General features: G+C 38.2%; 22 protein-coding genes. 11 read left to right on the forward strand and 11 right to left on the reverse strand.

Annotated elements, in window-relative coordinates:
- Positions 1–5: 5 nt before the first annotated feature.
- From ACE1ET_RS10220 to ACE1ET_RS10250, 7 genes are all read left to right on the forward strand, one after another.
- Positions 6–3,170, forward strand: coding sequence for an efflux RND transporter permease subunit (locus tag ACE1ET_RS10220; RefSeq protein WP_375728299.1), 3,165 nt, complete (start codon positions 6–8; stop codon positions 3,168–3,170).
- Between the two features lie 22 nt (positions 3,171–3,192).
- On the forward strand, positions 3,193–4,602 hold the full coding sequence (locus tag ACE1ET_RS10225) for a TolC family protein (RefSeq protein ID WP_375728300.1): 1,410 nt from the start codon (positions 3,193–3,195) through the stop codon (positions 4,600–4,602).
- A gap of 154 nt (positions 4,603–4,756) precedes the next feature.
- Positions 4,757–5,569, forward strand: coding sequence for a LytR/AlgR family response regulator transcription factor (locus ACE1ET_RS10230; protein ID WP_375728301.1), 813 nt, complete (start codon positions 4,757–4,759; stop codon positions 5,567–5,569).
- Positions 5,570–5,577: 8 nt separating this feature from the next.
- Positions 5,578–6,624 (forward strand): sensor histidine kinase, encoded by a 1,047-nt coding sequence (locus ACE1ET_RS10235; RefSeq protein WP_375728302.1) that lies wholly within the window; start codon positions 5,578–5,580, stop codon positions 6,622–6,624.
- A gap of 168 nt (positions 6,625–6,792) precedes the next feature.
- On the forward strand, positions 6,793–7,365 hold the full coding sequence (locus tag ACE1ET_RS10240) for a hypothetical protein (RefSeq protein ID WP_375728303.1): 573 nt from the start codon (positions 6,793–6,795) through the stop codon (positions 7,363–7,365).
- 4 nt (positions 7,366–7,369) lie between these two features.
- A complete protein-coding gene (locus ACE1ET_RS10245) occupies positions 7,370–7,744 on the forward strand; it encodes a membrane lipoprotein lipid attachment site-containing protein (RefSeq protein ID WP_375728304.1) in 375 nt (124 codons plus the stop codon).
- Positions 7,745–7,833: 89 nt separating this feature from the next.
- Entirely contained in the window at positions 7,834–8,961 is a 1,128-nt protein-coding gene (locus ACE1ET_RS10250; RefSeq protein ID WP_375728305.1) for a carboxypeptidase-like regulatory domain-containing protein, read from the forward strand.
- A 46-nt stretch (positions 8,962–9,007) separates the two neighbouring features.
- Here ACE1ET_RS10250 and tpx read toward each other — a convergent pair whose 3' ends face one another.
- Positions 9,008–9,508, reverse strand: a complete 501-nt coding sequence (gene tpx / locus ACE1ET_RS10255; protein WP_375728306.1) for a thiol peroxidase — start codon at positions 9,506–9,508, stop codon at positions 9,008–9,010.
- A 137-nt stretch (positions 9,509–9,645) separates the two neighbouring features.
- Positions 9,646–11,265, reverse strand: a complete 1,620-nt coding sequence (locus ACE1ET_RS10260; protein ID WP_375728307.1) for a glycoside hydrolase family 88 protein — start codon at positions 11,263–11,265, stop codon at positions 9,646–9,648.
- A gap of 211 nt (positions 11,266–11,476) precedes the next feature.
- Between ACE1ET_RS10260 and ACE1ET_RS10265 the strand changes: the two genes are divergently transcribed.
- On the forward strand, positions 11,477–13,096 hold the full coding sequence (locus tag ACE1ET_RS10265; protein ID WP_375728308.1) for a PQQ-binding-like beta-propeller repeat protein: 1,620 nt from the start codon (positions 11,477–11,479) through the stop codon (positions 13,094–13,096).
- A gap of 2 nt (positions 13,097–13,098) precedes the next feature.
- Here the strand turns inward: ACE1ET_RS10265 and ACE1ET_RS10270 are convergent, their stop codons facing one another.
- On the reverse strand, positions 13,099–14,151 hold the full coding sequence (locus ACE1ET_RS10270) for a sensor histidine kinase (RefSeq protein WP_375728309.1): 1,053 nt from the start codon (positions 14,149–14,151) through the stop codon (positions 13,099–13,101).
- Positions 14,152–14,173: 22 nt separating this feature from the next.
- Positions 14,174–15,763 (reverse strand): gluzincin family metallopeptidase, encoded by a 1,590-nt coding sequence (locus ACE1ET_RS10275; protein ID WP_375728310.1) that lies wholly within the window; start codon positions 15,761–15,763, stop codon positions 14,174–14,176.
- A gap of 421 nt (positions 15,764–16,184) precedes the next feature.
- Here ACE1ET_RS10275 and ACE1ET_RS10280 point away from each other — a divergent pair, with 421 nt between their 5' ends.
- Positions 16,185–16,910, forward strand: coding sequence for a LytR/AlgR family response regulator transcription factor (locus tag ACE1ET_RS10280; protein WP_375728311.1), 726 nt, complete (start codon positions 16,185–16,187; stop codon positions 16,908–16,910).
- A 1-nt stretch (position 16,911) separates the two neighbouring features.
- On the opposite strand, the gene ACE1ET_RS10285 is transcribed toward ACE1ET_RS10280, so the two are convergent.
- Together ACE1ET_RS10285 and ACE1ET_RS10290 are read right to left on the reverse strand one after the other, a co-directional pair.
- On the reverse strand, positions 16,912–17,484 hold the full coding sequence (locus ACE1ET_RS10285) for a class I SAM-dependent methyltransferase (RefSeq protein WP_375728312.1): 573 nt from the start codon (positions 17,482–17,484) through the stop codon (positions 16,912–16,914).
- Between the two features lie 5 nt (positions 17,485–17,489).
- Positions 17,490–17,696: a YgaP family membrane protein gene (locus ACE1ET_RS10290; protein ID WP_375728313.1), complete on the reverse strand. Its 207-nt coding sequence runs from the start codon at positions 17,694–17,696 to the stop codon at positions 17,490–17,492.
- A 243-nt stretch (positions 17,697–17,939) separates the two neighbouring features.
- Between ACE1ET_RS10290 and ACE1ET_RS10295 the strand changes: the two genes are divergently transcribed.
- Positions 17,940–18,395: a hypothetical protein gene (locus ACE1ET_RS10295; RefSeq protein WP_375728314.1), complete on the forward strand. Its 456-nt coding sequence runs from the start codon at positions 17,940–17,942 to the stop codon at positions 18,393–18,395.
- A 63-nt stretch (positions 18,396–18,458) separates the two neighbouring features.
- On the opposite strand, the gene ACE1ET_RS10300 is transcribed toward ACE1ET_RS10295, so the two are convergent.
- Both ACE1ET_RS10300 and ndk read right to left on the reverse strand, forming a co-directional pair.
- Complete coding sequence (locus tag ACE1ET_RS10300; protein WP_375728315.1) at positions 18,459–18,884, reverse strand: DUF4395 domain-containing protein; 426 nt, start codon at positions 18,882–18,884, stop codon at positions 18,459–18,461.
- A 71-nt stretch (positions 18,885–18,955) separates the two neighbouring features.
- Positions 18,956–19,375 carry a nucleoside-diphosphate kinase gene (ndk, locus tag ACE1ET_RS10305; RefSeq protein WP_375728316.1) on the reverse strand — a complete coding sequence of 140 codons (420 nt, stop codon included), beginning with the start codon at positions 19,373–19,375 and terminating at the stop codon, positions 18,956–18,958.
- Between the two features lie 243 nt (positions 19,376–19,618).
- Between ndk and ACE1ET_RS10310 the strand changes: the two genes are divergently transcribed.
- Complete coding sequence (locus tag ACE1ET_RS10310; protein WP_375728317.1) at positions 19,619–21,769, forward strand: S46 family peptidase; 2,151 nt, start codon at positions 19,619–19,621, stop codon at positions 21,767–21,769.
- A 55-nt stretch (positions 21,770–21,824) separates the two neighbouring features.
- Here ACE1ET_RS10310 and ACE1ET_RS10315 read toward each other — a convergent pair whose 3' ends face one another.
- The 3 genes from ACE1ET_RS10315 to ACE1ET_RS10325 form a co-directional block, all read right to left on the reverse strand.
- Positions 21,825–23,057, reverse strand: coding sequence for a cation:proton antiporter (locus tag ACE1ET_RS10315; protein ID WP_375728318.1), 1,233 nt, complete (start codon positions 23,055–23,057; stop codon positions 21,825–21,827).
- A gap of 297 nt (positions 23,058–23,354) precedes the next feature.
- Complete coding sequence (locus tag ACE1ET_RS10320; RefSeq protein WP_375728319.1) at positions 23,355–24,206, reverse strand: 5'-nucleotidase, lipoprotein e(P4) family; 852 nt, start codon at positions 24,204–24,206, stop codon at positions 23,355–23,357.
- A gap of 141 nt (positions 24,207–24,347) precedes the next feature.
- Positions 24,348–24,899: a methyltransferase family protein gene (locus ACE1ET_RS10325; protein WP_375728320.1), complete on the reverse strand. Its 552-nt coding sequence runs from the start codon at positions 24,897–24,899 to the stop codon at positions 24,348–24,350.
- Positions 24,900–25,014 lie beyond the last annotated feature (115 nt).

Genomic DNA, 25,014 nt, shown 5'->3' on the forward strand with positions numbered 1-25,014 from the left:
ACATCATGCATATTTCAGAATTAGTATTTAAGAAGAAAAAAATCTTCTGGTTTGTTCTTGTCGCGATAATATTGGGAGGGATATTTTCCTATATGCGACTGGGGAAACTCGAAGATCCGGAAATCACTGTAATGGTGGCCAACGTGGTGACAGTCTATCCGGGGGCCTCAGCCCATGATGTGGAACTTAAAGTGACTGACGTTCTTGAGAAGGAACTGTCGGCGATGGCTGATCTCAATAAAATTCATTCCCGCTCAGAAGCCAATGTATCCATCATCCAGGTGGAACTTAAAATGACGGTTCCGCAAAAAGAGATTCCACAGCGCTGGGATATCTTAAGGCATAAACTGGATATGGCAATGCCTAAACTTCCGGAGGGTGTACAAACGCCTATGGTATACGACGATAAAGGAGATGTGTTCGGGATGTTCTATGCCATGATAGCAGATGATGGCTTTTCATACCAGGATATGACCAATTATGCCACCTTTATCGAGAAGAATATGACCGACGTTAAAGGTGTACGTAGAATTGATATTTACGGTGAACAGAAGCCTGTAATGAACATTACGCTGACTGCCGATAAAATGAGCGAGATGGGCATTTTGCCACTTCAGATCTTTACAGCACTTAATGATTATACCAAAGAGCTTTATGCCGGTAACATGATAAGCGGAACCCAGCAGCTAAGGGTTAAGGTGGATGATAATGCAACAACAAAGGAGGATCTCGAAAATATACTTATAAAGACGGTATCAGGGGAATCGATCCGGTTGGGTGATATAGTGACCATTGAAAAAGGTTACAGCGAACCCATGCGTAACACCATGTTTGTCAACAATCAGAAAGCTATAGGGATTGGTCTTTCCATGGAGAGTGGAGACAATATTCTGGTTGTGGGTAAACGAGTGGAAGAAAAGATGGCGGAACTGAAGAAACAAATTCCTGAGGGAATAACGTTTCAAAAAGTCTTCTTTCAACCCGAGAAAGTGAATACCGCCATTAATGGTTTTATGTGGAACCTGGTCTTTTCTGTGATTATTGTCATCCTGGTTTTGATGTTCACCATGGGATTGCGGGGTGGTATCATTATTGGCACCGGTCTGATCCTGACAATTCTGGCTACCTTTCCGTTTTTACTGATTGCTCATGGTACGTTACAGCGCATCTCACTTGGGGCATTTATTGTGGCGATGGGAATGCTGGTAGATAACGCCATCGTGGTTATGGATGGAATTCTGGTGGGGCTGAAACAGGGCAGGAAAGGGAAGAGCGCCTATACCAGACCAACAAAACAAACGGCCATACCTCTGCTGGGGGCGACACTCATTGCCGTTACAGCCTTTCTGCCGGTTTATCTCTCGCCGGATACCGCAGGAACTTATGTACGCGACCTGTTTCTTGTTCTGGCTATTTCATTGTCGATAAGTTGGGTGTTGGCACTGACCCAGGTCCCGGTATTTACGGCTATTTTCTTTAAAAAGAGAAAGAAGAAACCCAAAAAGGAAACTGTGGTTTCGGATCCCTTTAATAAACCTTTGTACAGGGGAATGAAGCGATTTCTGGAATTTGCGATGCATCATCGTTCCGGTACAATTTTGGTAACTTTCCTGCTACTTGGCATTGCAGTATGGAATTTCTCAAAAGTGGACAAAGCATTTTTCCCTGATTTCAATTACAACCAGTTTTACATAGAGTTTGCACTTCCCAAGGGGAGCACACCTGATGAAGTTAATGAAAAACTGAAAGAAATTACCGATCACTTTAATACCTACGATGAGGTAAAAATGGTGGTGACCAGTCAGGGTATGTCGCCAATGCATTATGCACTTGTACGGGCCATGATGTTTGAGAATGCTGATAACTACGGGGAACTGATTGTAAATTTTAAAGATTATGAAACCATGCTGAAAATGCGTCCGGTATTCAGTAAATACCTGCATACGCACTTTCCCGAAGCACAGTCGCGAATCAGAAAATATAATCTTTCAATTAAGTCAACACATACAATAGAGGCTCAGTTTACGGGTCCCGATCCGGCCGTTTTGAAACGATTAAGTGATCAGGCCAAGACTATTATGTTGCAGAATCCACATGTAGACAAATATACCCTAAACGATGACTGGAGCCCAATGGCAAAAACACTTAGGGCGGTTTATAATCCAACTGCGGCTAACCGTGTTTCAGTGACCCGAAGCGATATATCCAACGCCCTTCTTGCCGCCACTGACGGTTTGCCTGTAGCAAAGGTATACGAAGGAGAAAATCCGTTGCAGGTTATTTTCAGATTACGGGATAAAAACGGAAACCGGATTGAAGACCTGAATAATATTCCGGTATGGAGTACCATTCCTAATGTGGGAGCAAGTCTTAATATGAATACGATAACGGGCCTGGTTACCGGTTCAACCAATATGAACGATATTCTGAAGGAGACCTTAACAGCCGTGCCTTTAAGTTCAGTAATCGATGGTGTTATGATGGATTATGAAGAACCGGTGGTGAGACGTCTGAATGGAAGACGGGCCATACAGGCACAGTGTGATCCGATAGACGGCCATAGTCCGGCTGAGGTTCAGGCCGAAATAGATGATCAGATCCGAAGCATTGACTTACCTGAAGGTTACGAATTCAACTGGGTTGGTGAGTCGGAGTTAAAATCAGATGCAATGAAGGAAATTCTGAGCTTTGTGCCACTGGCTGCAGGCATTATCATTCTGATTTTATTGTTGCTTTTTAATGATTATCGGAGGCCACTTATTATTATCCTGTGTCTTCCTATGTCGGTAATCGGTATAGTTCCCGGACTTTTACTGGCTGGTCAGCCCTTATCCTTTATAGCAATAGTGGGTATAATTGGTTTGTCAGGTATGATCATCAAAAATGCCATCGTCCTGCTGGATGAAATACGGGTTAGATTGAAATCTTCCACCTCTGCTTACCATGCAGTTGTAGATGCGACGATATCAAGGGTAAGGCCTGTGATTATGGCATCTCTGACTACTATCCTCGGAATGATCCCCTTATTAACCGATCCGATGTATGCCTCTATGGCCGTGGCCATCATTGCCGGTCTGATAGTAGGTACCATGGTAACGCTGATTTTTGTGCCGATCCTGTATTCGGTGTTCTTCAGAGTAAGTATTCATGAAGCCGTTAAACAGTCCTGAATTTATTAAAATGAGAAAGAAGATGAAGAAGATAATTATATATAGCTGGGCAGTGCTGTTCTCAGTTTCCCTGGCAGCTCAGGATACATTAAAGCTGAATCTGGATCAGTGCCATGCAATGGCTTTGGAAAACAGTAAAGCCATTAAAATTGCTGAACAGAATATGAATAAGGCCAAGGCTGGGAAGACTACTGCACGTTCAGCCTGGTTTCCGAATATTTCTGCGTCGGCTACCGGTATGTATTCCAGACATGAACTGCAGACCGAACTGACACTTCCTACCAAAACATTTGATATGACAACCGGGGAGTTAAAGCCCAATATTGCCATTAATCCTGCTACAGGTCAACCCATTACCGGACCGGACGGAAACCCTGTATTCAATACGTATGCTTTTCTGCCACTGGATATCACGTTGTATGGTGGTGCTGTTGCAGGCATTTCAGCACAGCAACCTATTTATGCTGGTGGAAAGATTCTGGCAGGAAACAGAATGGCCGGAATAGCTGAAAATCTGGCTTCTGATAACAAACAGCTAAAGGAGGATGAGGTAATTTTTGAAACGGATAAAATGTATTTTACCTATTTATCTGTTCAGGAGAAATATAAACTGGCCAAAGAATACCAGGATTTGTTGAAGGCGGTTGTAAAAACAGTGAATGACAGTTACGAAACGGGTATGGTGAACCGGAATGAATTGCTGAAGGTACAGGTAAAATACAACGATGCCACCCTTAAGGTTCAAAAAGCAGCCTCCGGTCTGAAATTATCCCGGATGGCACTTTGCAGGGTAATTGGGTTAGACCTGTTCTCACCCATTCAGATTGATGACTGCATTAGCAATGTGTCGTTTGATCCGGATCATCTGGCTCATGGATCATTTGCTGACAGGGAGGAATATAAACTTTTGCAGGGCCAGGTAGAACTTGCTCAGCAACAGGTGAAAATGGTGCAGGGTGATTACCTGCCAACAGTCGGTGTGTCTGCCGGATATAACTATTTTAATGTGGGACTGGAAAACATGAGTAACTATGATTCTCATGGTTTCAGCGCTATTGCCAATGTGAAAATACCGATCACTACCTTTGGTGAGCGCAAAGGGAAGGTGGCATCAGCAAAAGCAGATTATACCATAAAACAACTGGAACTGCAACAGGCGCAGGAGCTTTTAATGCTCGAGATTGAACAGGCACGCCTGAATTATCAGGATGCATGGACACGCATTGAAATGACCCGTAAAGCTTTGGATCAGGCCAATGAAAACATGAAAGTTTGCGACGATAATTACAGCCTTGGCATGGAGACAGTTGTTAATGTGCTTGAAGCGAAAGCTGAATGGCAGAAGGCATACAGCGACAAAATTGATGCTTTGACCGATTTTAAAATTAAGGAAAGCAACTATTACAAGGTTACCAATCAGTTAAAAAAATGAATGCTAATTCCTTTGGGTTCAGGATCAGATTGTTACGATTTTTAAACCTGATGCCGGTTGTTTGATAAACGTGTAGGATGGGAAAGAAAGGTTCAGCCGGAGTGAATAAATTATTTTTATTATATCTTTATCATTTAGAAGCCTTTATTTTATAATGCACACTAAAGTCAGGGATAACATAAGACTGATTATTATTGAGGATGAAGCACACAACAGTCGTATGCTTAGAGGAATGACTGAAAAGCTTCGTCCGTTGTGGAATATTGAAGCTGTGCTCGAAAGTGTGGAGGACAGCGTGTTGTGGTTGCAGCAACATTCAACACCGGATCTCATACTCATGGATATACAGCTTTCTGATGGCATATGCTTTTCAATTTTTAAGCAGATTGACGTAGAAATGGACAGCCGGATTATATTTACGACGGCTTATGATGAGTACGCGATTCGTGCGTTTAAGGTCAACAGTATTGATTATCTTCTGAAGCCTATTAATGTTGAGGATCTGGAACTGGCATTTTTAAAATTTGAAAAGCTGGAGGCATTAGAGGGATCAGGTTCATACATGTTGCAAAAGGACAGGGAATATATATCGCATTTATTTAATTCCATTGTATCCGGTAAAAGAGAAAACAGAACACGGTTTTTAATCTCCGGTGTTCATGGATATCAAAAACTGGAAACAAAGGATACCGCTTATATTTACAGTGATAATAAACTGACGTTTGCCGTTGATTTTGAAAAAAAAGAGTACATTTTGGATTATAACCTGGAACAACTGGAATCGGAACTGGATCCGGAATGTTTTTTCAGGGCGAACCGGAAAATTATTGTGAATATTGATGCTGTATACAAACTGAATAACGACCTTGGCGGAAAGCTGATAGTTGAGACAAAACCTCCGGCTGGCTTCGGGATTACTGTCAGCAGACTAAAAGCGGGCGAATTTAAAATCTGGATGGGAAAATAAAAAGCAATATGTTTGGTTCAGGTAATTTTGATTTTTTTGTAAATATTGGAACATATAAGCCCAAATATGTTCTGATACGTTCTCTTGTCATTTCTGTTTCGGCTATCATTATTATTTATATTACCGGGGTAATGACCAAATGGGAACTTCTGCCTGCTGAACTGAAACTGACAATTTACACTATAGCAGTCCTGGCATTCAACAGTGTAACGGAAGTTAATCTTTTTATTATCCGTTTATTCAGAAAATGGGAACGTTTTGGGAAAAGCTTGTATATACAGATTCTAAGCGTTTTTGCTGTTACACTTCTTTTAATTTTTGCATGGATCCAACTTGCCGAAAAGCTGTTGGGAGAAGTAAATCTTTTAACACTCCACGTAACTCAGATTGTTTTGATTATCGGTCTGTTAATAATTCTAATTCATATTTTGATTATCATATTGTCAAATTTGACAAGAGATTACCTCAACAGCCGAAAAGAAATTGATGAGTTGACACAGGCTAAACTCATGAGTGACTACAATCAGTTACGGGACCGTTTGAATCCGCACTTTCTTTTCAATAACCTGAGTGTACTAAAGTCGCTGATACATTACAGTCCTGATGATGCTGAGGTCTTTACAGAGAATTTTACCAATGTATACCGGTATATGCTCAAATGTCACGATCAGAAAACGGTGCTTTTGCAGGAAGAAGTAAAATTCCTTCATTCTTACATTGCACTTCACAAGGAACGTATTGGGGAGGGATTGCAGGTTTCAATACACATTAAGGATTCTGATCTTCAGAAAGAATTACCGCCAATGGCGTTGCAGTTGCTGGTTGAAAATGCCATTAAGCACAATGCCGTGAACCGTAATCATCCGCTTACTGTAGAAATTACTTCTGACGATAATTCTATAAGTGTTCAGAATAACCTGAATAAAAAAGATACAACGTACTCCACGCAAACCGGATTGAAAACCTTGGATGCCCAATATAAAATGCTGGCGGGGAAATCAATTTCTGTGAAAGAAGATGGTTCTGTTTTTACCGTGACTTTACCGCTGTTGTAGGATTAATTTCTATCATTTACGTTACATCTTGATGTTCTGTTTTCTATTGCATAAAAGGTGGAGGAATAAAATTTGTTATTTATATTAAATTGCTTATTTTTATTTGAATGAATGTTTAACCTGTTAAGCAATCTGTTGAAGTTAAAATTAACCTGAAAAACTTGTATCATGAAACATCAGTTTTACCTGTTTGCATTGATTATAATATTACCAATAGTAAATTCCTGCTCAACACAAGGGACTTCAGATTATATTTCTTTTGATGATGTGGTCGTGGATGATCCTGATAGTCCCAATAAGTTCCGCCAGATTACCTTCGTAATTAGTCTGAAGGATGAAGAAAACGGATATCTGAATCTTGAACGGATTGATAGTGTTAAGTTGTTCGTTGATGCCAGGTACTGGGGATGCTTTTCTTCTGAGCTTCATGACACCACTGGGCTAACGTCCCAGGTGATTAACGATTTATCTTATTCAGATAAAAAAATCGACTATCTGGTCGTAGCACCTTATGATTATTCGCCGGATGAGCTGGAAACTGCGGGCCAGTTTGTACAATATCTTAAAGACCGGATTGTACTTACTCCGGGAGCATATGTGTGTGAAATTAATAAGATTAAATATTCTAACCATAACAAGGAATTTCTTGATCGGAAAGTGCAGGTGTTTTCTGATTTTACCGTGGTGGAGAATGCAACCAGTTCTTATGTTGGTGATATTGAAATTATTGTAAATCCCTGAGATTATGAAAAAGTTTATTTTTATAGTATTTGCTGTTCTACTCGTATCCTCCTGTCAGGATGAACCGTCTTCTATTAAAATTCAAAATAGTCTTTCTGACGCTGTCATTAGAAATGCTCAGTGGGGTACGGTAAGGGTTGCCTCTGAATTGTTGCCTGGTCAAAGGTCTGAAGCGTTACATTTAGATAATTACTACAATTATTATGATATCAGACTGCCGAATAAATTCCCGGTTAAATTTTATGTGGATGTGGATGGAGATAGAGTTTATCTTCAAACCCGGGATTCATTCAGGTTGGGTATTGAGGAAGATATTGTTATTATCATCGATGATGATACTGAAGTGTTTAACCAATTACTTGAGGAATACAATTATTAAATAATTACTGGCATAAAACTTGCTTTTATCCGGTATGTTGTAGATTTCAGTTTAGATAACCTCTTTAAAATATAACCGGATATTGTATTATGAAATCAACGCTCGTTTTAATATTCTTTTTTGCCTTATTTACAAAGAGTTATTCTGTTGAGATTACCGGTAATATCAAGGATACCGATACCGGTAAGCCTGTGGAATATGCTGCGGTATACATCAACGGAACCACTATTGGTACAATAAGCAATACAGAGGGATATTTTAGTCTGAATTATGAATTTGATAACTGTCAGCTTGTAGTTAATCACCTGAGTTATAATCTGGTCGTTGTAAATATAGCGCCGGGGCATTCCAGTAACCTGATAATTAACCTGGAACCTAAAAATATTGAAATATCACAAATCAATGTCCAAAGTGAGAATTTGAGGTCAAAGAATTTGACTTATTTTAAAAAAGTTTTTCTTGGGAATAATTTCTGGGGCGAAAATGCAGAAATCCTTAATGACAGTGTGTTGGTATTCAGAAGTGAATATTTTGGGGATGATGCACCCCGAAAAGAATTGATTAATAAAATTAAGTATTTTGAAGTTAAGGCAATGGCTCCTCTGCAGATTGATTTACCACGACTGGGATATTTACTGCAGTATGATATGGTCAGGTTTGTTGAAGCATATGATCCGCAGTATGGAATGACTATCATAAATAACCTTGGATATATTTACTTTAAATCTTACGACCATGTTTCCAGATTAAAGGAAATGCGGTTCAGACGAAACAGGTATAAAGTGTATTACCATTCCATAATGCATTTCGTGCGTTCGTTGTATGACAATAAACTGGCTGAAAACGGGTATGATGTTTTTACGTATTCTAAAAACGATTCTGTTGAAACAATAACTCAGTTTTCCCTTGATACCTGTGATTGTATTAGCTATAAAAATGATGAAGCCTCTATAACAGGTATGAAAGGACGCAAAATTCTTATTCATTACTATACCAATAACTTTAAACCAACTAATCTATCCAAATATAATGATGATGCATCCTGGAGAATTTTAACCGGATTAAAGCCTGCATCGTATTCACTTCTATATGTAGGTAAAGATACATGTGTTATTAGAAAAGACGGTACTCTCCCGGGAGGGGGTGAACTGATTTTTAATGGTGATATTGCCAAAAAACGGTATGGGGCTATTCTGCCCAGTGACTTTGAACCATAAAAAAATCCACCCTTTTTAGGAGTGGATTTTTACAATGATCAGTATTCTATTTTAAAGCACTCAATGCTGCTTCATAATTTGGTTCTTCTGTAATTTCAGGAACCTGTTCGGTATATAATACTTTGCCATTTTCGTCTGCTACGACAACAGCCCTTGATAGCAAAGCAACAAGCGGCGAATCAACGATTTCAACGCCGTAATCTTTTCCAAATTTACCGGTTACGTAATCTGAAAGCGTTTCTACGTTTTCAATACCTTCTGCACCACAGAAACGACCTTGTGCAAATGGCAGGTCTTTTGAAATGCATAATACCTTTACGTTATTTAAATCTGCTGCTTCTTTATTAAAGCGGCGTACCGATGCAGCACATGTACTGGTATCCAGACTCGGGAAAATATTTAAAACTAGTTTCTGGCCTTTATAATCTGCCAGCTTAGCTTTTGATAAGTCTCCTTTGGTTAATTCAAAATCTTTTAACGACTGTCCAACTTCAGGTAATGCACCTATAGTGTTGACCGGGGTTCCTTTTAATGTGACTTTACTCATTTTTTTTGGTTTTAAATTTCAATGTATATAAAACCATAAAGGTGTTCTTTGTTCAATAAAATGTTGAATTTTAGTGAAATTTTATGAAACACGAGATTGTTGTTTAACACGGATGCCCATTCTTTGGTTTTATCCGTTTACTCTTTTATAAAACTGGCCTGCGAATGCTCTGATTTTAATACATACATTCCAACAGGTAGGCTGGATACTGAAATAGTGTTTCCGGATGCTGTTGTACATGTTCCTGCCTGAACTACTTTTCCTCCCACTGTTAGTATCTGGTATTCCATTACCTGTTCATCTGTAGTAATATGTAGTTTGTTATGAACCGGATTAGGGAAAACGTTTAACGCTTCAGAAGTTACATTTTTAATCGGAGTTATTGAACTAAAATTTGCAGTTATATTTTTACTGGCATCCATTTTTACATAGATTACGGAATCCGTATCTGTTACATCTCCGGTCCAGCCATCGAATTCATAACCTGTTTCGGGTCGGGCAGTCAGTTTGATGTATTCTCCCGGCATGTAGGCTGTGTTTTCATATGGATTGATTACATTTCCTCTACTGACAATGTCAATGTTCAGATCGTAAATTCTTTCTTTGGGCCATTCCATTACCGAAGACAACGAAAGAATGGCGCAATAACCATGAGGATGACTGGACGGTGGTGCACTCACAGTTGACTGCGCCACATACGTTGCATAATTATCTTTTATACCCATACCGCCAACAAAACCGTTTATGACCGGCATATTTTTGTTATCCATGGTAATCTTTGCCTGCATACCTTCCCATCCTTTAGCAATTACATCGTCGTACGTTGCATCAATGTAACCTTTATCACGCGCTTTTTTGAGCATGTAAATAAACATGGCGCTGCCTGATGTCTCAATCCAGTTTGATGAGAGATTTCCTTTATCAACTACCTGGTACCACAGTCCAGTGGTATTATCCTGGTTTTCTTTAATCCCCTGAGCCAAACCCTGTACAAGAGAAATGAAATCCTGATATTTTTCATGATCAGTCGGGAGAATATCCAACATGTCAACCAAAGCCATGCAGTACCATCCCATTCCCCTTGACCACACTTCGGGAGAACGACCGTTAGCATCGGCCCAGGATGCAGCTTTGGTTTCATCCCAACCATGATATATCAGGTGGAGATCTGAATCATATGCGTGTTCAGCCAACAATGTTGTTTGTAGTGTTGCTTCGTTCGATGCATAAGTCAAATCATCAAACATCGATCCGTATTCCATTAAAAAAGGTTCAGCCATATATATTCCGTCTGCCCACATCTGATTAGGATAACGCTGTTTGTGCCAAAATCCACCGGAAGGATTTCGCGGTTGTTTGTCAAATTCACTGCGAATAATATCTGCTGCTTTTTTATATTTCTCCAATCCTGTCTCCCTGTAAAGAAAATTTAAAAGTAGCCCTGGGTGCAGATGATCCAGATTATTGGCACTGGAATCAAAACTGATATTGCCTGATGCACTTACAAAATCATCCACATATTTTTTCACATATTCCAAATACTCCGGGTTATGGGTGTAGTTGTATATTTTTATCATTCCATATAACACAATGCTGTTAGAATATTCCCAGCCCTTGTGTGTCATGTCATTAATCGTGTTGGGATGACGGTACATTATGGCATCCGAAAATTCAACACCCCAGTTTGTATCCTGGGCATGCAGCAAAGAAAAGTTTATCGTAACTAGACAAATAGCGAGAAATATTAGTTTTTTCATGATCATGTAATTGGTAGTAATATCAGACAAAGAAAGTAAAAAAAGCATCGCAATAAAAATGGAAAACAATATGAATAAATACTTTGGGTTAATATTTTATGAATATGATGAAAAGTACAATATCTGAGATCTTTTCGGTTTGAAATTGATTCTTTTTTTATAACTTAGGGTCTCTTTTTATGTATGGATCAACGTAGAATACTTATCAACAATGAAAAATTCATCAACTATATTTCTGATTATTTTCAGTTTGATCTCTTCTTTGGCTTTTTCTTCGGTAAAACTAAAAGTGAGTGAAACTAACGCAGGTAAAAATTTAATTACCGGGAAGGCCGTTGTGGCAAAAGAATACAAATTTCCGGGAGTAATACAGAAATCGTATCTGGATACGCTGACCAATTCTATTACAGTTGTTCAGCAACGTCTTAACCAAAGTGGAGAATGGCTTAAGAACCGTGGCGACCTTATCCTGTTCAGTATTAAGGATGACAATATAAAGTGGAGTAAATCCATAAATTATGTAAACAGTAAAGTGTTGCAGTACAATGATAATATATTTCTGGAAACGGATAATATTTTAAATTGCCTGAGGATAAGCGATGGTGATGAATTGTGGGATGCCAAAGTAAACCTGAAATATATTGATCCACTAATGAATGTTGGAATAGGCTATACATATCGCTCGGCTGTTGGTGTAACAAATATGCTTAAAGGTGTAAATCTGAAAACCGGAGAAGTAATCTGGAAAAGAGAAATAAGTGAGCAGTATAACTGGAGCAATCAGATTATTCATGTTAACGATTCGGTTATTCTTATTGTCGCTGCAGGTTTGCACACCATAAATCTTAAAACTGGTAAAGGTTGGGATTACGATATGATAACGGGCGAGAATGAAACAAAAATAGTGAATAATGACGTCTATCATATATCCGATGTATATGCGTTTACAAAGTATTCTGGTGTATTCCTTAAGAATGAAGTCATATCAAACGTTGGCTCAAACCTTTTAAATGAAGACGGTAACATCTATTTTGCCTCAAAGGATAATTTGATTAAAATAGATTTGAATGGTAATATTCAGTGGACATTTGATATACCATCAGGGAAATCAAGTAGTTCAGAATTATTTATACGCTACAATAGACTGTTTCTTTTTAATAAAGGATATGCATCGTATAATGAAACATCGGTTGGTCCGCTGGATCCCAATGTTTATGATCCGAGCGTGGATTCAAGAGACGGAGATGAAAAAATATCCTACGGCAAACCATATCTTACAGCATTTAATCCGAAGAATGGGGAGCAACTATTTATTAAAGAGTTTAATACAGATGATCAGATGATTTTGGATTCAAAAGTTCAGGAGGATAGGCTGACTGTGCTGTATCAGGACAAAATGGAAGCATTTTCTTTAGTTGATGGTTCGGTTATCGAAGAAAAATCATTTCTTATTAATGTCCTTGATCCATTTAATCATTTTTTAAATGATAAAGTTTATTTGAAAACTGAAGATGTAAAGGGCCGCAAAATTATTGATCCTGATACATATTATCTTATCAATACTCGTGATAATAACCTGGTTGTTATTGATCATAATTTTAAGTTTGTTAAAAATCTGGTTTTGGCTGAGAATTATCTTCCCTTCACCAGCAATGAGTATGGGTACAATATATTTGCCAATAATAAGGAAACCATAATTCTGAATCCGGCAGGTAAAGCAGCTGCCCTGTTATCTGTTTCAGCAAACCAGATTATCGCAAAGAAGGTTTTATACGAAATAAAGGATGGCAGTTTTGTAATTGTTGATCTCCAGGACATTCTGATGGAATAATATTATAATTCTTCCATCAGTAACTCCGCTTTGTAGACTTTGTTATTCTCATTTATGTCAAGCTTATAGTGACCCGAATAAAGAAGTTCAAGTCGTTTTTGCATGTTGGAAAGGCCGATACCTTTTTTTTCTCCGTGATGGGATTGGGAATTTCCCGGTTTACTGTTTTCTGCAATAAACAACAACTTGTCACCTTTGCGTTCAAACGATAGTTTTATCCATGGTATGCCGGGATCGGAACCACTTCCATGCTTAAAACAGTTTTCAACAAATGTAAAAAGGATCATAGGTGCAATCCTGAAATTATCAACGCCCACATCGATTTGAATAGAATAATCCAGCCTGTCACCGTACCGGAGTTGCTGTAGTTTGACATAGTTGTTGATGAGGTTCATTTCTTTTTTCAGTGTAATCACCGGCGTATTGCATTCATACAGTATGAACTGGAACATATCGGACAACCTCGAAATCATTTCCGGAGTTTTATCAGATTTCATTAAAGCCAGCGTATAAAGGTTGTTAAGCGTATTGAACAGGAAGTGTGGGTTAAGCTGGTTTTTAAGCATCTTCAGTTCTGTTTGCAGGTTCTCTTTTTCCAGTTCTGTCTTGGCCTTTGATTCTTTTAACCATTCGGACGTAAACTTTCGGGTAACAAGGAACATTGAAGGAATCCAAACCGGTAAAAGAGACTGTATGAACAGATTGAATGAAAACCATTTTTCCGGGGCGAGTGCATGAGGCCAGAATATACCATAAAACACGAAATGATTCAGTGATAGAAAAAGTATTCCCGAAACAATTGTTGTGCCTGTCACAGTTAGAGCAACAGCCAGATAATTCCTTTTTTTTGTGAGCAGTGCCGGGACAAAATATTTTAACATCATATAGGCAAACAAAGCAAATGCAGGAATGCCTGAAAGATAATGTGTAAACACAAACCAGAACGGTTGTTGTCCGTTAAGACCTATTAAGGATGCCATAAAAAGGCAGTATACCAGCCAGAATACACTGTGGTATATTACATTGAAAAGTCCTTTGTAATTACTTGATGCCATAATTCCCCAATTATGTTACAGCTTACTTATATAAGTTACTGATATATTCCGGAGTAAATGGTTGCCCTGTAGCATCCTTTATGATATCTCTCCAACATTTGGAATCGCCATATCTAAAGATGTTCTCGGTCATCCATTGACCATATTTTTTATTGTGCTTTACTTCTTCGAGCAACATTCCGCCAATAGCAGCCGCATATATATAAGCCTGGTAAATTCCTGAATTATGGATGATGTGCGTATCCTGAATCCACAACGGAACCTTATCAATATCCGGCTGATCATAGTAGAAATATTTCTTTTTCAGGGCCCAGAATAATTTATTAATATCCTGATCAGGGTCCTGAATGATTTCCTTTTCCAGTTCAGCTCTCACCAGCAAATCCCTCGTCATAAACAGCATGTATGGAATTTTCAGATCACTGAAATATTCGGATTTTAAAGGATTCAACCCTAAACGATCTGTTAGCTGTGGGTCTGCGATAAACAAGGATTGAAAAACAAATCCAGAGGCTTCATTCATTGCAAGATTAGGTTCACGCAGCATAAACGGGATGTTCTGCTCAACATTTTTGAAATAAAAGGCATGTCCGGTTTCATGCAAAATGTTAACCATGTCCCAGAATACAGGTTTGAATGAACCATATATGCGTACATCTTCCCTGTTATCCATATTGATCACAAAACTACCTCTGACCTTATCATCACGCCACCATATATCGCTGTTTGAGTAAATGTTGTCTGCCATAAACCCTTTGTCATTAAAGTAATCTATAAGAGTGTTTTCTATGGAATCCTCGCTCATGCCAATTTTAAGCTTGGAAGGATATGCCAGTTTGTACACATACAGGTAAAAATCTGAATATGTGATTTCTTCCGGGGTAATACCTTTGTCTTTTACTATAAAACTGTCAATGATATGCTTGAACCTAAAATAATCGTCCCGTGTCAGGCTGTCGATACCTGATATTATTTTTTCCTGTTCAGTATTGGTTAGTTCATTTTTATCCAGCCAGTAAGTCCAGAAATTTTTAAATCCGGCTTTTTTGGCCGCACTGTTTTTTTCCCTGACGATGTCTTTGTAGTCTGCAATCAGTTCGTTTCTTCTCTTGTCATACATCAACATAGAGTCTGTTCCCAGGTACTGGATATCATCATCGCCAGGTTTGCTCTTTTCCAGATCATAAAATTTATTAGCCAACTGTGCCTGCTTATCCATAAGGGTGTAAAAATCAAGCCTTGCCCATGCATACTGATCATATAATTTCTCCAGTTCGCGTTTTAATATGGGATCATCCACAAGACCGGAACGTCGTAACCGGTTCAGAAAATCATATTCTGAAATATTATTATAAATTGCCCTGATATTTAATTCAGCTTCTGTTTTTTGATTAAAAATTCTGTGTATGCTATCAGCCTTATAATAATACATATCAGGGTCCTTATTGTCGGTATAATTCTCCCAAAGCACCTCAGCATTTTCTTTATGCAACTGTTCCAGTCCTTTTTCGTGCGTAGCAATAAAATGTTTTAGCAGGTATTCTGCTTTTTTGTTACCGGAACAACCTGATATAACAAATAAGACAACTAATATAGGCAGTAGTCTTTTCATATTACAGTACTTAGGCTATAATTATCCATGTTTCAAAATTACCGAATTATTCCGTCTGTTTGAGATATTTAAGCTTTAAAACTAAAACGGATCATTGAATATAAGCTTAATTTTCAATCAACCGTAATATGTAAGATGTATTAAGTGTGTAAATGTTTTTAAGTCAGTGTGTTATGATGTTGCCTTCATGATTTTGGTCTGTGAGCGTATTTTAAACCATAATGTGTGTCGTTGACCCGGTGAATTATGTTGTTCGTTGATAAACACACGTTGAATTGTTGTAATCAATAAATTTGTAACTTTACAACTGATACCTGAAAAAATTGAGTAGAATGAGCCTTCTGAACTCAGATATTATACGTGGAAACCACAGGGGAATTATTTCATCTTTTAGTGTATTCATTCATCAATCTTTTTTATCATGAAGAACAAATGTATTATAGTTGATGATGAACCATTGGCCCAGGCGCTGATGAAAGATCATGTGTCCAAACTGGAAGATTTTGAACTGGTTGGCGTGTGCAGTAATGCAATGGAAGCTATGACAGCTTTGCATAATAACAAGATTGACCTGATGTTTCTTGATATACATATGCCCCAAATAAGCGGAATCGAATTTCTGAAAATACTTAAGAATCCACCAAAAGTAATATTTACAACTGCATACAGGGAACACGCTCTTGAAGGGTTTGAACTGGACGTTGTGGACTATCTGCTGAAGCCCATTACGTTTGAACGGTTTTTGAAATCGGTGAATAAGTTTTACCAGACCAAAAGTGATACAGTTCAGGTGAATGAGGGAATAAAGGGACCGGATGATTCATATATTTACGTGAAAGAAAATAAAATGGTAAAGAAAATACCGTTGAAAGATATTCTGTATATAGAGGGGTACAGTGAATATGTAAGAATATACATGCCGGATAAACGGATTATTACAAAAGCGAGCCTTACCGAACTTGAGAATAAACTGCCGGCAGATGATTTCCTAAGAATTCATAAATCTTATATTGTATCTGTTCCGCATATTACGGCGTTCAGTGCAAGTATTATTGAAATTAAAGAGAAGGAATTACCAATAGGAAGGAATTATAAGAATTCGGTTATGAAGGCCCTGAATTATAACGGTTCTGTTAATGTTACCTGAATCAGCGCTTATGAGCAATAGTGGCATAAAACCAGTCTCCGATCACCATCATTTCTTTTGATGTCACAGTTTCTGATTTAATATATTCATTCAGTTTTTCCGGTTCAATCCGTATATTCACAGGAGGGCCTGAAGGTGTTTCAATAACCTGCCATTCAAGAATAACAACACGGCCACCTGGTTTTGTGATGCGTAAAAGTTCACTAAGATATTTTTCAGGATGCGGTACCTCATGAAGCACAAAAGAACAAAACGTAAAATCAAATGTATTGTCAGGTAAAGGAATAATCATTGGTTCCATCTTTACCACGTCAATATTCTTTATTTCTTCATCAATTTTACGGCTGTTGACAAAATTAAGCATTTCGGCTGAAATATCGGCTGCAACAACCTTATTCGGACTAACATATTTAGCAGCAGGTATACTGAAAAAACCTGTTCCACATCCGATGTCGGCAACAGAATATTCAGGTTTTAGTCCCGTTTTAATGAGAGTTTCTTTAGGAGGAACCGCTTTATAGCGGTCCTCCGATTCCAGTTTCAGTAGTTTTTTCGGATCAAAAACTTTAGACATTACGGTTAAGATTTCTTTTTCTGTGTACTAATTCCAAATGGTAAATAGAGAGGACATGTGCCTACCAGACTGGTCAAAAGAAAAATAATTCCAATTACAAGCAGTACAATACCCAGAGTCCCCGTAACAACATTTGTGAAATAAAGTACTCCAACTGTGATGGCAATAATTACTCTTATTACCTTGTCAATGGCACCCATGTTTTTTTTCATGACGTAAAAATTTTGATGATCACATGTAATAACAAATGTATGTGTTATAAGTTTAATTCTGAGTTGGCCGACCCATTGCAGGAACGTATAAATACGAGTTGTCAACAACCTTAGATCAGAAACAGAAGTTGTTGGCACATTAGTGTTTATCGTTTGTATCCGCAAACCAGCGGTAGACTGAAAATTCAGTGAACGGTGTAAGAATGCTTTATACATTTGGTTCAGAATATTAAATCAAGTGCCATGAAAACAAAACTTATAGTATTAGTAGGAGTTATTTGTCTGGCTTTTGCAGCCCAGGCTACTGAAAAGAAAATGATGAAGGGACAAACATTCACTTCAATGGGTGACTATGAAGTGTATAAGGATCTGGATAAGTCGAACGACGATTTTAAAATTTTTGTGATCAAATATGAAAACACAGATGAAACTTTTGTTGTAAGAGTCTGTGAAGGAGATAAATGCCATAATTATGTAGTATATGGTAATGAATTGGAATTGCAGTACAAAGCAAAAAAGAACAATGTATTTGGTTTAACGAAAATGGATAAGGAATTCAGGAAACTGGATAAAGACGTTACGGCAAAACGAGTAGACAGGGAACAGATGTTCAGACAAAAAGTTATCTCAACCACACCAAAATCAGAGAAACAGTATCTGGGACTGATAGCTTGTTATCTTCCACAACTGGTTAAATAATTGGTATTACAGAATAAAAAAATGCCCGGCAAACACCGGGCATTTTTTATGTACGATTGAGAATTATCTTTTCCTTAAATAAGGATAAAGTTTACAGGCTACACAATAAGAAAATGCCGATTCCAAAAGTGCAAAGAATACAAGAACCCCTGCAAAGTAACAACCTATTGTACTGAATCCCGTAACCGAGCAGAACAATACGGCTCCTGAAATAAATGTTCCTACCTGTGCTGCAAAAATTTTCGGGCCTGCATTAATCATCTTGGGTTTAATCTGAAAATTGCTTAAAATAAACTTGCTGGTTCTTGATACAGGACTAAATGCAGGTTCCCAAAAGCCTCTGACCAGAAAGTCAAGAAAAATAAACCCAATGACAACAGGACTGCCTGTTGCAAAAAAGAAAACAAAAAGAACGATAATGAATGACGAATTTAATCGTGCAACATTATTATCCACGCTTTTAAATGTAATCGGACACAATTTCTCCATTATACTTCATTATTTCAATTTGATTTAAATAACAATAAGAAGTATCAAATGTTCTTAATTTTTTCAAAAAATTAGTAGCGTTCTGTTTCTGAAAAGAAAAATGCTGCCTCAATCAGGGCATTTTCATCGCTGTCGGATCCATGAACTGCATTATGCTGCATTGATTCCGCAAAAAGTTTCCGAATGGTACCTTCTTCGGCATTGTCAGGATTTGTGGCCCCAATTAAACTGCGGAATTCGGTAACAGCATCATCATGTTCCAGAAGCGCGGCTACAATAGGGCCGGACGACATAAATTCTGTCAGTGTTTCGTAGAACGGTTTACCTTTATGAACCGCATAAAACTGTTCTGCACGGGCCTTGGATAACCGCGTTAACTTCATTGCTTTAATTTTGAACCCATGCTCGTTGATGATACCTAAAATTGGACCAATATGGTTCTTTTCTACTGCTCTGGGTTTAATCATGGTAAGTGTTATATTTCCTGCCATAGTAAAAAAAATTGTAAAGATTAAGGTTAAACATATTCATACAGTCAGTTTCTATAACCCGCAACTGTATGATAAAGTTTGAAGCGCATAAAATTAAATTTATTTTTTATTTATGGTAAATAATCTCTCCCTTTTTTGATCGTATATACAAACATAAATTTTTAAATGTTTAGGATTTTTTCATTTTCAATCTGCTGATAATTATTATTTTTGCGGACTTTGAAGAAATACATACAAACAAACATGAAAAACTTTTTATTAACGCTTGTAGCATTCTTACTAGCCTGTGGTAATTATGTAAAGGCTGATGAAGGCATGTGGATGCTGCCCTACATCAAAGATCTTAATATCAAAACCATGCAGGAAATGGGGCTTAAGCTCGATGCGGATAAGATCTACAGTATCAATCATTCCAGTATTAAAGATGCAGTTGTAATTTTTGGAAGGGGATGTACAGGCGAGATAATTTCAGATAAGGGGTTGATTCTGACCAACCATCATTGTGGTTACTCTGCTATACAGAGTCATAGTTCTGTGGAACATAACTATCTGGAAGATGGCTATTGGGCTGAAGAAATGGCCGATGAAATTCCTACAGCGGGATTATCCGTAAAGTTTCTGAAAAATATTGAAGATGTTACCGATCGTGTACTGGGTTGTGTAACCGATGATATGAAAGAAGAAAAAAGGCAATTAAAAATTGATTCCGTTTTGGTTGCCATTGCAGGTGAAGTTCCTGATACTTTGGGATATGTTCCTGTGGTCAAGCCCTTTTACTCAGGGAATGAATATTACCTGTACGTTTACCAGGAATATCCGGATGTTCGCTTTGTAGGCGCACCTCCATCTTCAATCGGTAAATTTGGAGCTGACACAGATAATTGGATGTGGCCACGTCATACAGGTGATTTCAGTATGTTTCGCGTTTACACTGATACACTTGGGAACCCCGCCTCCTATTCGGAGCAGAATGTCCCGATGAAGCCCAAATATCACCTTCCCTTGTCTATAAAAGGAAATCAGACAGGTGATTTTGCTATGATTCTGGGATTTCCGGGAAGCACGGACCGATATCTAACTTCATGGGGTATTGAGGAGAGGATGGACATTGTTAATATGGCCCGTATCCAGGTGCGTGAAATCAAACAGAATATCTGGCTTAAGGATATGCAGGCAAGTGAAAAGGTCCGGATTCAGTACGCGACGAAATATGCGCACAGTTCCAATTATTATAAGAATAGCATTGGAATGAACAAGGGACTGAACGATTTACACGTACTGGATACAAAAAGAGAACTGGAAAATCGGTTTACAAATTGGGTCAACCAAACAGATGCACGAAAAGAAAAATATGGCGAAGCATTGCCGTTGTTGGAGGAAGGCTATACGCAAAGAGCACCTCAGAACAAAGCCCGTAATTATCTGCGTGAGTCTTTGATTTCCGGTACGGAGGTTTATTCCTTCGCTTACAGGGCAAGGCGATTCGCAGATATTATGATAAGCGGTAACGAGGAGCTTCAGAGAATTATGATCGATCGTATGCGTGCGGACGGAGAAAAATTTTTCAAGGACTATAATCCGTCAACTGACAGGAAGGTTCTGGAAGCTATGCTTAAGGTATATGCACAGGAAATTTCAAATGTTTATTATCCATCCGTTTACCAGCTGATTAAATCAAGGTATAAAGGCAATTATGCCAAATATGCCGATAAGTTATTCCGTAAATCGATTTTTGTAGATAAAGATCGTTTTATGGCTTTTCTCGATAAACCGAGCATCAAAATCCTGAAAAATGATCTGGCATTTATCGGAGGTGTTTCTGTTTTTAGTGAATATAGTCTGTTAACACAACTCATGAAACAGGAGGATTTTAATATCTCAAAAGGGCGAAGACTTTTTGAAGCAGGCCTACATGAAATGGAGCCGAATAAAGAATTTTATCCTGATGCAAACTTCACAATGCGAATGACCTACGGTCAGGTTGAGGATTACATGGCACGCGATGCGGTTCATTATCTATATTATACCACACTTCAAGGTGTCATGGAAAAGGAAGATCCGAAGAACTGGGAATTTGTGGTGCCGCAAAAGCTTAAGGAACTGTACCTGACCCATGATTACGGCAGGTATGCGGATAAAGACGGAACAATGCACGTTAACTTTTTAACAAATAATGATATAACAGGAGGTAATTCCGGTAGTCCGGTGATCAATGCCAACGGAGAATTGTTTGGATTGGCATTCGACGGTAACTGGGAAGCCATGAGCGGTGATATTGCCTTTGAACCGGAACTCCAGCGGACCATTAATGTGGATATACGATACGTGCTTTTCATCATTGACAAATATGCCGGAGCAGAACGATTAATTAATGAGATGACGATCGTTGAATAAATGGTATTGATCTAAAATAGTTAAGTGCTGTAACCTATCTGTTGCGGCACTTTTTCTACGTATTACTTTCAGTTTCCTTTTTAATTTCTCCTGCTTTTACAAGGAAAAATTTTGCCATTACCGGACCAATGATCTCGTGCACTATGGTTGCTCCGATGACAATACTTATTACCATGTCTGCAATTTGGGAAAAACTGTCGTTTTGTTTAATCATTAGTGCTAATCCAATAACAATGCCACCCTGTGGGAGCAGTCCACCGGCAGTAAAATGGCGAACCTTTCGGTCTGCTTTTACCATAATGGCACCACTGAAAGTTCCCATGAATTTCCCCATCGCCCTTAATATGATAAAAATTATAATGAGCCAGTAAGAATTTGAAACGACAGAAAAATTAAGATGCATTGAAGAAATGACAAAAAACAGTACGAAGATCAGTTCTTCTGTATATCCCTCAAGAATTTTAAAAATCCGGTCCTGTTTTGGGTTGAAATTTGCGATGGCAATTCCCATCGTCATGGTAGCCAGTAATTCATCAACTTTAATGAGTTCTGCCAGTCCGAACGCCAGCATCAAAAATCCAAAGGTCATTAAAATCAATACCCCGTCATTAAGTTTTTTAGAAAACCTGGTGGTAAGATTAAAAACTGTTCCCATGATAATGCCTAAAACAATTGAACCTCCTATGATGTAAGCAGGTTCCATAAATGCTTTATGGAAAGAAAACGATTGACCTGTCATCATGGTAGCTGCCAGCACAATAAATATACTGTAGTTCAGAATCCCCGCAATATCATCAAAGGCTGCAACACCAAGAATAGTGGAGGAGACTTCTCCTTTCGCTTTGTATTCATGAGTGACTGCTAAGGTAGCTGAAGGATCGGTGGGGCAGGCCAGCGATCCCAGAATTAATCCGATGGGCAGTGAGTATATCGCGAGGCTTGAGTCAATTCCCAGATATGGAAACAAAAAGTAAAAGCCTAAGGACACCATTATAAATGCCACTTCAGCTTCCATGACTGTGATCAGCAGGATGGTTTTCCCCATTTTGCGTAGCTCACTCATCTTTAAGGTTCCACCTACAGATAGTGTAATGAATGCCAGACTGATATTTGTGACAAATTCGGTGTTGTCGATGAATCCTTCGGGAATAACTGACGTAATCTGAGGATTTAATATTAAACCCACCAGTAAATAACCTGTCACCCTTGGGAGACCTGCTTTCTGTGCACCTATCCCGGCAACATATCCGGCAATAATTATGATCCCGTAAATTAATATCGGTTGCATAGGTCCTGTATTAAATATCAGTACTTTGGTAAAACCACTTCATTCTCTTAATGTTTACTGCGATACTAAATAAAAAATGCATATTCATTCAAATTTTGTAGAATGACCGCATAAAACTATGCGCATTACCTTGTAGTTCTGTCTGAAAACTTATATATCTGATACAGAAAATTGGTTCTCCGGAATTTTGTACTGCTGTGGATACAGGTGGATAGAACTCATCTTTATATCCTTTTATTTTTTTTGTTTCAATAACGATTAATATATTCAGTAATCAGTAAGCTGGTTGTGATCGTTTTATTCTTTTGTGTTCAGATACTGATATTTTGATTTGATTTTTTCCTGGTCGGTTTTACTGTAATCGTAATTCCACAGTGCTTTGTCAAAGCTGCCATACGTAGGATTAGGCAGAACGAACCATTCTTTTCCCCAATGAGCAATTTGCTTTAAAGCCATTTGTTTTCTTTCATTCGGATCGGGTTTGCCCAGATAGGTAAAGTCATTATAATCGTCGCCAATCAGCAGAAGTATTCTATAGGATTGTGCAATAAGTGCACGTCGTGAGGTCTTGTCTGAGCCCCAGTCGGGTTGTTCGTTTTTACAAAGTACATCGTCTGCGGTTATATCAGGGGAAACTTCCTTTTTCAGGTTTTCCACTGTCGGATCCTGCAGAACGCGGTTGGTTACAAAAAATATTTTTACGCCATGGGACTGCACCTTTTCCAGGAATTCTTTGGCTCCGGGAATTGGTTCAGCCTTTTCTTCAAGAACCCATTCTTTCCATAATTCATCTGAATAGGCCTGGTGGTGTTTTATGAGTCTGGCCTGAAAAGGCGAATTATCTAAGATAGTCTCATCAATATCCACGATGATTGCCGGTGGCAGGTCAGAGAAATCCTTGGTTTGTTCCAGTGCTGCCGTCCAGGTTTTATCCTGTAGTGCCAGTTCTAAGTTCAGAAATGCAAATTTGTAGGTTTGTTGACATAACATGTTATATTCTGCTGAAGTTTGCATCCATAACGTAGCATTCAGATTTTCGTTAGCTGTAGGGAATGAGCCGGAATTACCATCTGATCCGATTTGACATGATGAGAGACCTGCAAAAGTTGTAAATCCTAAAATAAAGATGATGGAGTTTGTTAGTTTCATTTTGTTTTCTGTTTTATCAGGCTAAATTTACCAAATTCAAATATAGAATAACACTGTATTCAAATATTTGTTGAAAATAATGGCATGGCAACACAAATCAGGTATCTCTACCTGTGAGGCCTGTATATTGTAAATGTAGAGTTAAAAAATAAAGGGAATAAACCGTTTGGTTTTTGACATATACGCTTTATATTTTTCTCCAAAATATGCTATGGATTCTTTTTCTTCATACAAGGTAGTGATGTGCATGAATATTGAGGAGATTATGGCAACAATTAAAAGAGGTAAAGTTATATGTTTAAAGAATAATCCCCATGTGAGATAGACCAGTGACGCGTACAGTGGATGACGGATGTATTTAAAAACACCATGATCAATCAGGTTTGTTGTTTTTTCAAAGTGGAAGAGTTCTTTTTCGTCTCTTTCTTTCGATGGTTTTCCGGCTCTTCGCATAACCAGATATCCGCATATTACAAGGTATGCTGCAATGAATAAAAAAATCCATGATAGAATTTGGTTCGGACCTAAAGGATTGTTAAACCAATAGCGATAGTTGCTGGCGAATAACCAGGCAATACCTTCCCACCCGAAAAATCTGTAAAACCCATGGCTCTTTATATTCTGCAACGGATGCCATGATGCAACCACCATCGGAATACTGACAATTACAAAAACAATTAGTGTATGATTCATAGGGCTAAAGTTAATCAGAGTCATTAAAAATAAGGCATTTATGGGAAAAATATTCAGAAAAAGTGTGAATAATACAATAAAGAAATTATCTTAGCCTATTGTTTTGGGAATTTAA

The sequence above is a fragment of the Quyinboa mangrovi genome (genome assembly GCF_042219825.1).
Classification (GTDB): Bacteria; Bacteroidota; Bacteroidia; order Bacteroidales; family UBA5342; genus JBHJHP01.

Excerpts from the sequence above, each read along its gene's own strand:
- ACE1ET_RS10315 (WP_375728318.1), bottom strand. The coding sequence starts at position 23,057 with ATGCAACCGATATTAATTTACGGGATCATAATTATTGCCGGATATGTT.
- ACE1ET_RS10240 (WP_375728303.1), top strand. The coding sequence starts at position 6,793 with ATGAAACATCAGTTTTACCTGTTTGCATTGATTATAATATTACCAATA.
- ACE1ET_RS10225 (WP_375728300.1), top strand. The coding sequence starts at position 3,193 with ATGAAGAAGATAATTATATATAGCTGGGCAGTGCTGTTCTCAGTTTCC.
- ACE1ET_RS10285 (WP_375728312.1), bottom strand. The coding sequence starts at position 17,484 with ATGTCTAAAGTTTTTGATCCGAAAAAACTACTGAAACTGGAATCGGAG.
- ACE1ET_RS10230 (WP_375728301.1), top strand. The coding sequence starts at position 4,757 with ATGCACACTAAAGTCAGGGATAACATAAGACTGATTATTATTGAGGAT.
- ACE1ET_RS10295 (WP_375728314.1), top strand. The coding sequence starts at position 17,940 with ATGAAAACAAAACTTATAGTATTAGTAGGAGTTATTTGTCTGGCTTTT.
- ACE1ET_RS10265 (WP_375728308.1), top strand. The coding sequence starts at position 11,477 with ATGAAAAATTCATCAACTATATTTCTGATTATTTTCAGTTTGATCTCT.
- ACE1ET_RS10325 (WP_375728320.1), bottom strand. The coding sequence starts at position 24,899 with ATGAATCATACACTAATTGTTTTTGTAATTGTCAGTATTCCGATGGTG.
- ACE1ET_RS10310 (WP_375728317.1), top strand. The coding sequence starts at position 19,619 with ATGAAAAACTTTTTATTAACGCTTGTAGCATTCTTACTAGCCTGTGGT.
- ACE1ET_RS10290 (WP_375728313.1), bottom strand. The coding sequence starts at position 17,696 with ATGAAAAAAAACATGGGTGCCATTGACAAGGTAATAAGAGTAATTATT.
- ACE1ET_RS10250 (WP_375728305.1), top strand. The coding sequence starts at position 7,834 with ATGAAATCAACGCTCGTTTTAATATTCTTTTTTGCCTTATTTACAAAG.
- ACE1ET_RS10280 (WP_375728311.1), top strand. The coding sequence starts at position 16,185 with ATGAAGAACAAATGTATTATAGTTGATGATGAACCATTGGCCCAGGCG.
- ACE1ET_RS10245 (WP_375728304.1), top strand. The coding sequence starts at position 7,370 with ATGAAAAAGTTTATTTTTATAGTATTTGCTGTTCTACTCGTATCCTCC.
- ACE1ET_RS10260 (WP_375728307.1), bottom strand. The coding sequence starts at position 11,265 with ATGAAAAAACTAATATTTCTCGCTATTTGTCTAGTTACGATAAACTTT.
- ACE1ET_RS10270 (WP_375728309.1), bottom strand. The coding sequence starts at position 14,151 with ATGGCATCAAGTAATTACAAAGGACTTTTCAATGTAATATACCACAGT.
- ACE1ET_RS10235 (WP_375728302.1), top strand. The coding sequence starts at position 5,578 with ATGTTTGGTTCAGGTAATTTTGATTTTTTTGTAAATATTGGAACATAT.
- ACE1ET_RS10320 (WP_375728319.1), bottom strand. The coding sequence starts at position 24,206 with ATGAAACTAACAAACTCCATCATCTTTATTTTAGGATTTACAACTTTT.
- ndk (WP_375728316.1), bottom strand. The coding sequence starts at position 19,375 with ATGGCAGGAAATATAACACTTACCATGATTAAACCCAGAGCAGTAGAA.
- ACE1ET_RS10220 (WP_375728299.1), top strand. The coding sequence starts at position 6 with ATGCATATTTCAGAATTAGTATTTAAGAAGAAAAAAATCTTCTGGTTT.
- ACE1ET_RS10275 (WP_375728310.1), bottom strand. The coding sequence starts at position 15,763 with ATGAAAAGACTACTGCCTATATTAGTTGTCTTATTTGTTATATCAGGT.
- tpx (WP_375728306.1), bottom strand. The coding sequence starts at position 9,508 with ATGAGTAAAGTCACATTAAAAGGAACCCCGGTCAACACTATAGGTGCA.
- ACE1ET_RS10300 (WP_375728315.1), bottom strand. The coding sequence starts at position 18,884 with ATGGAGAAATTGTGTCCGATTACATTTAAAAGCGTGGATAATAATGTT.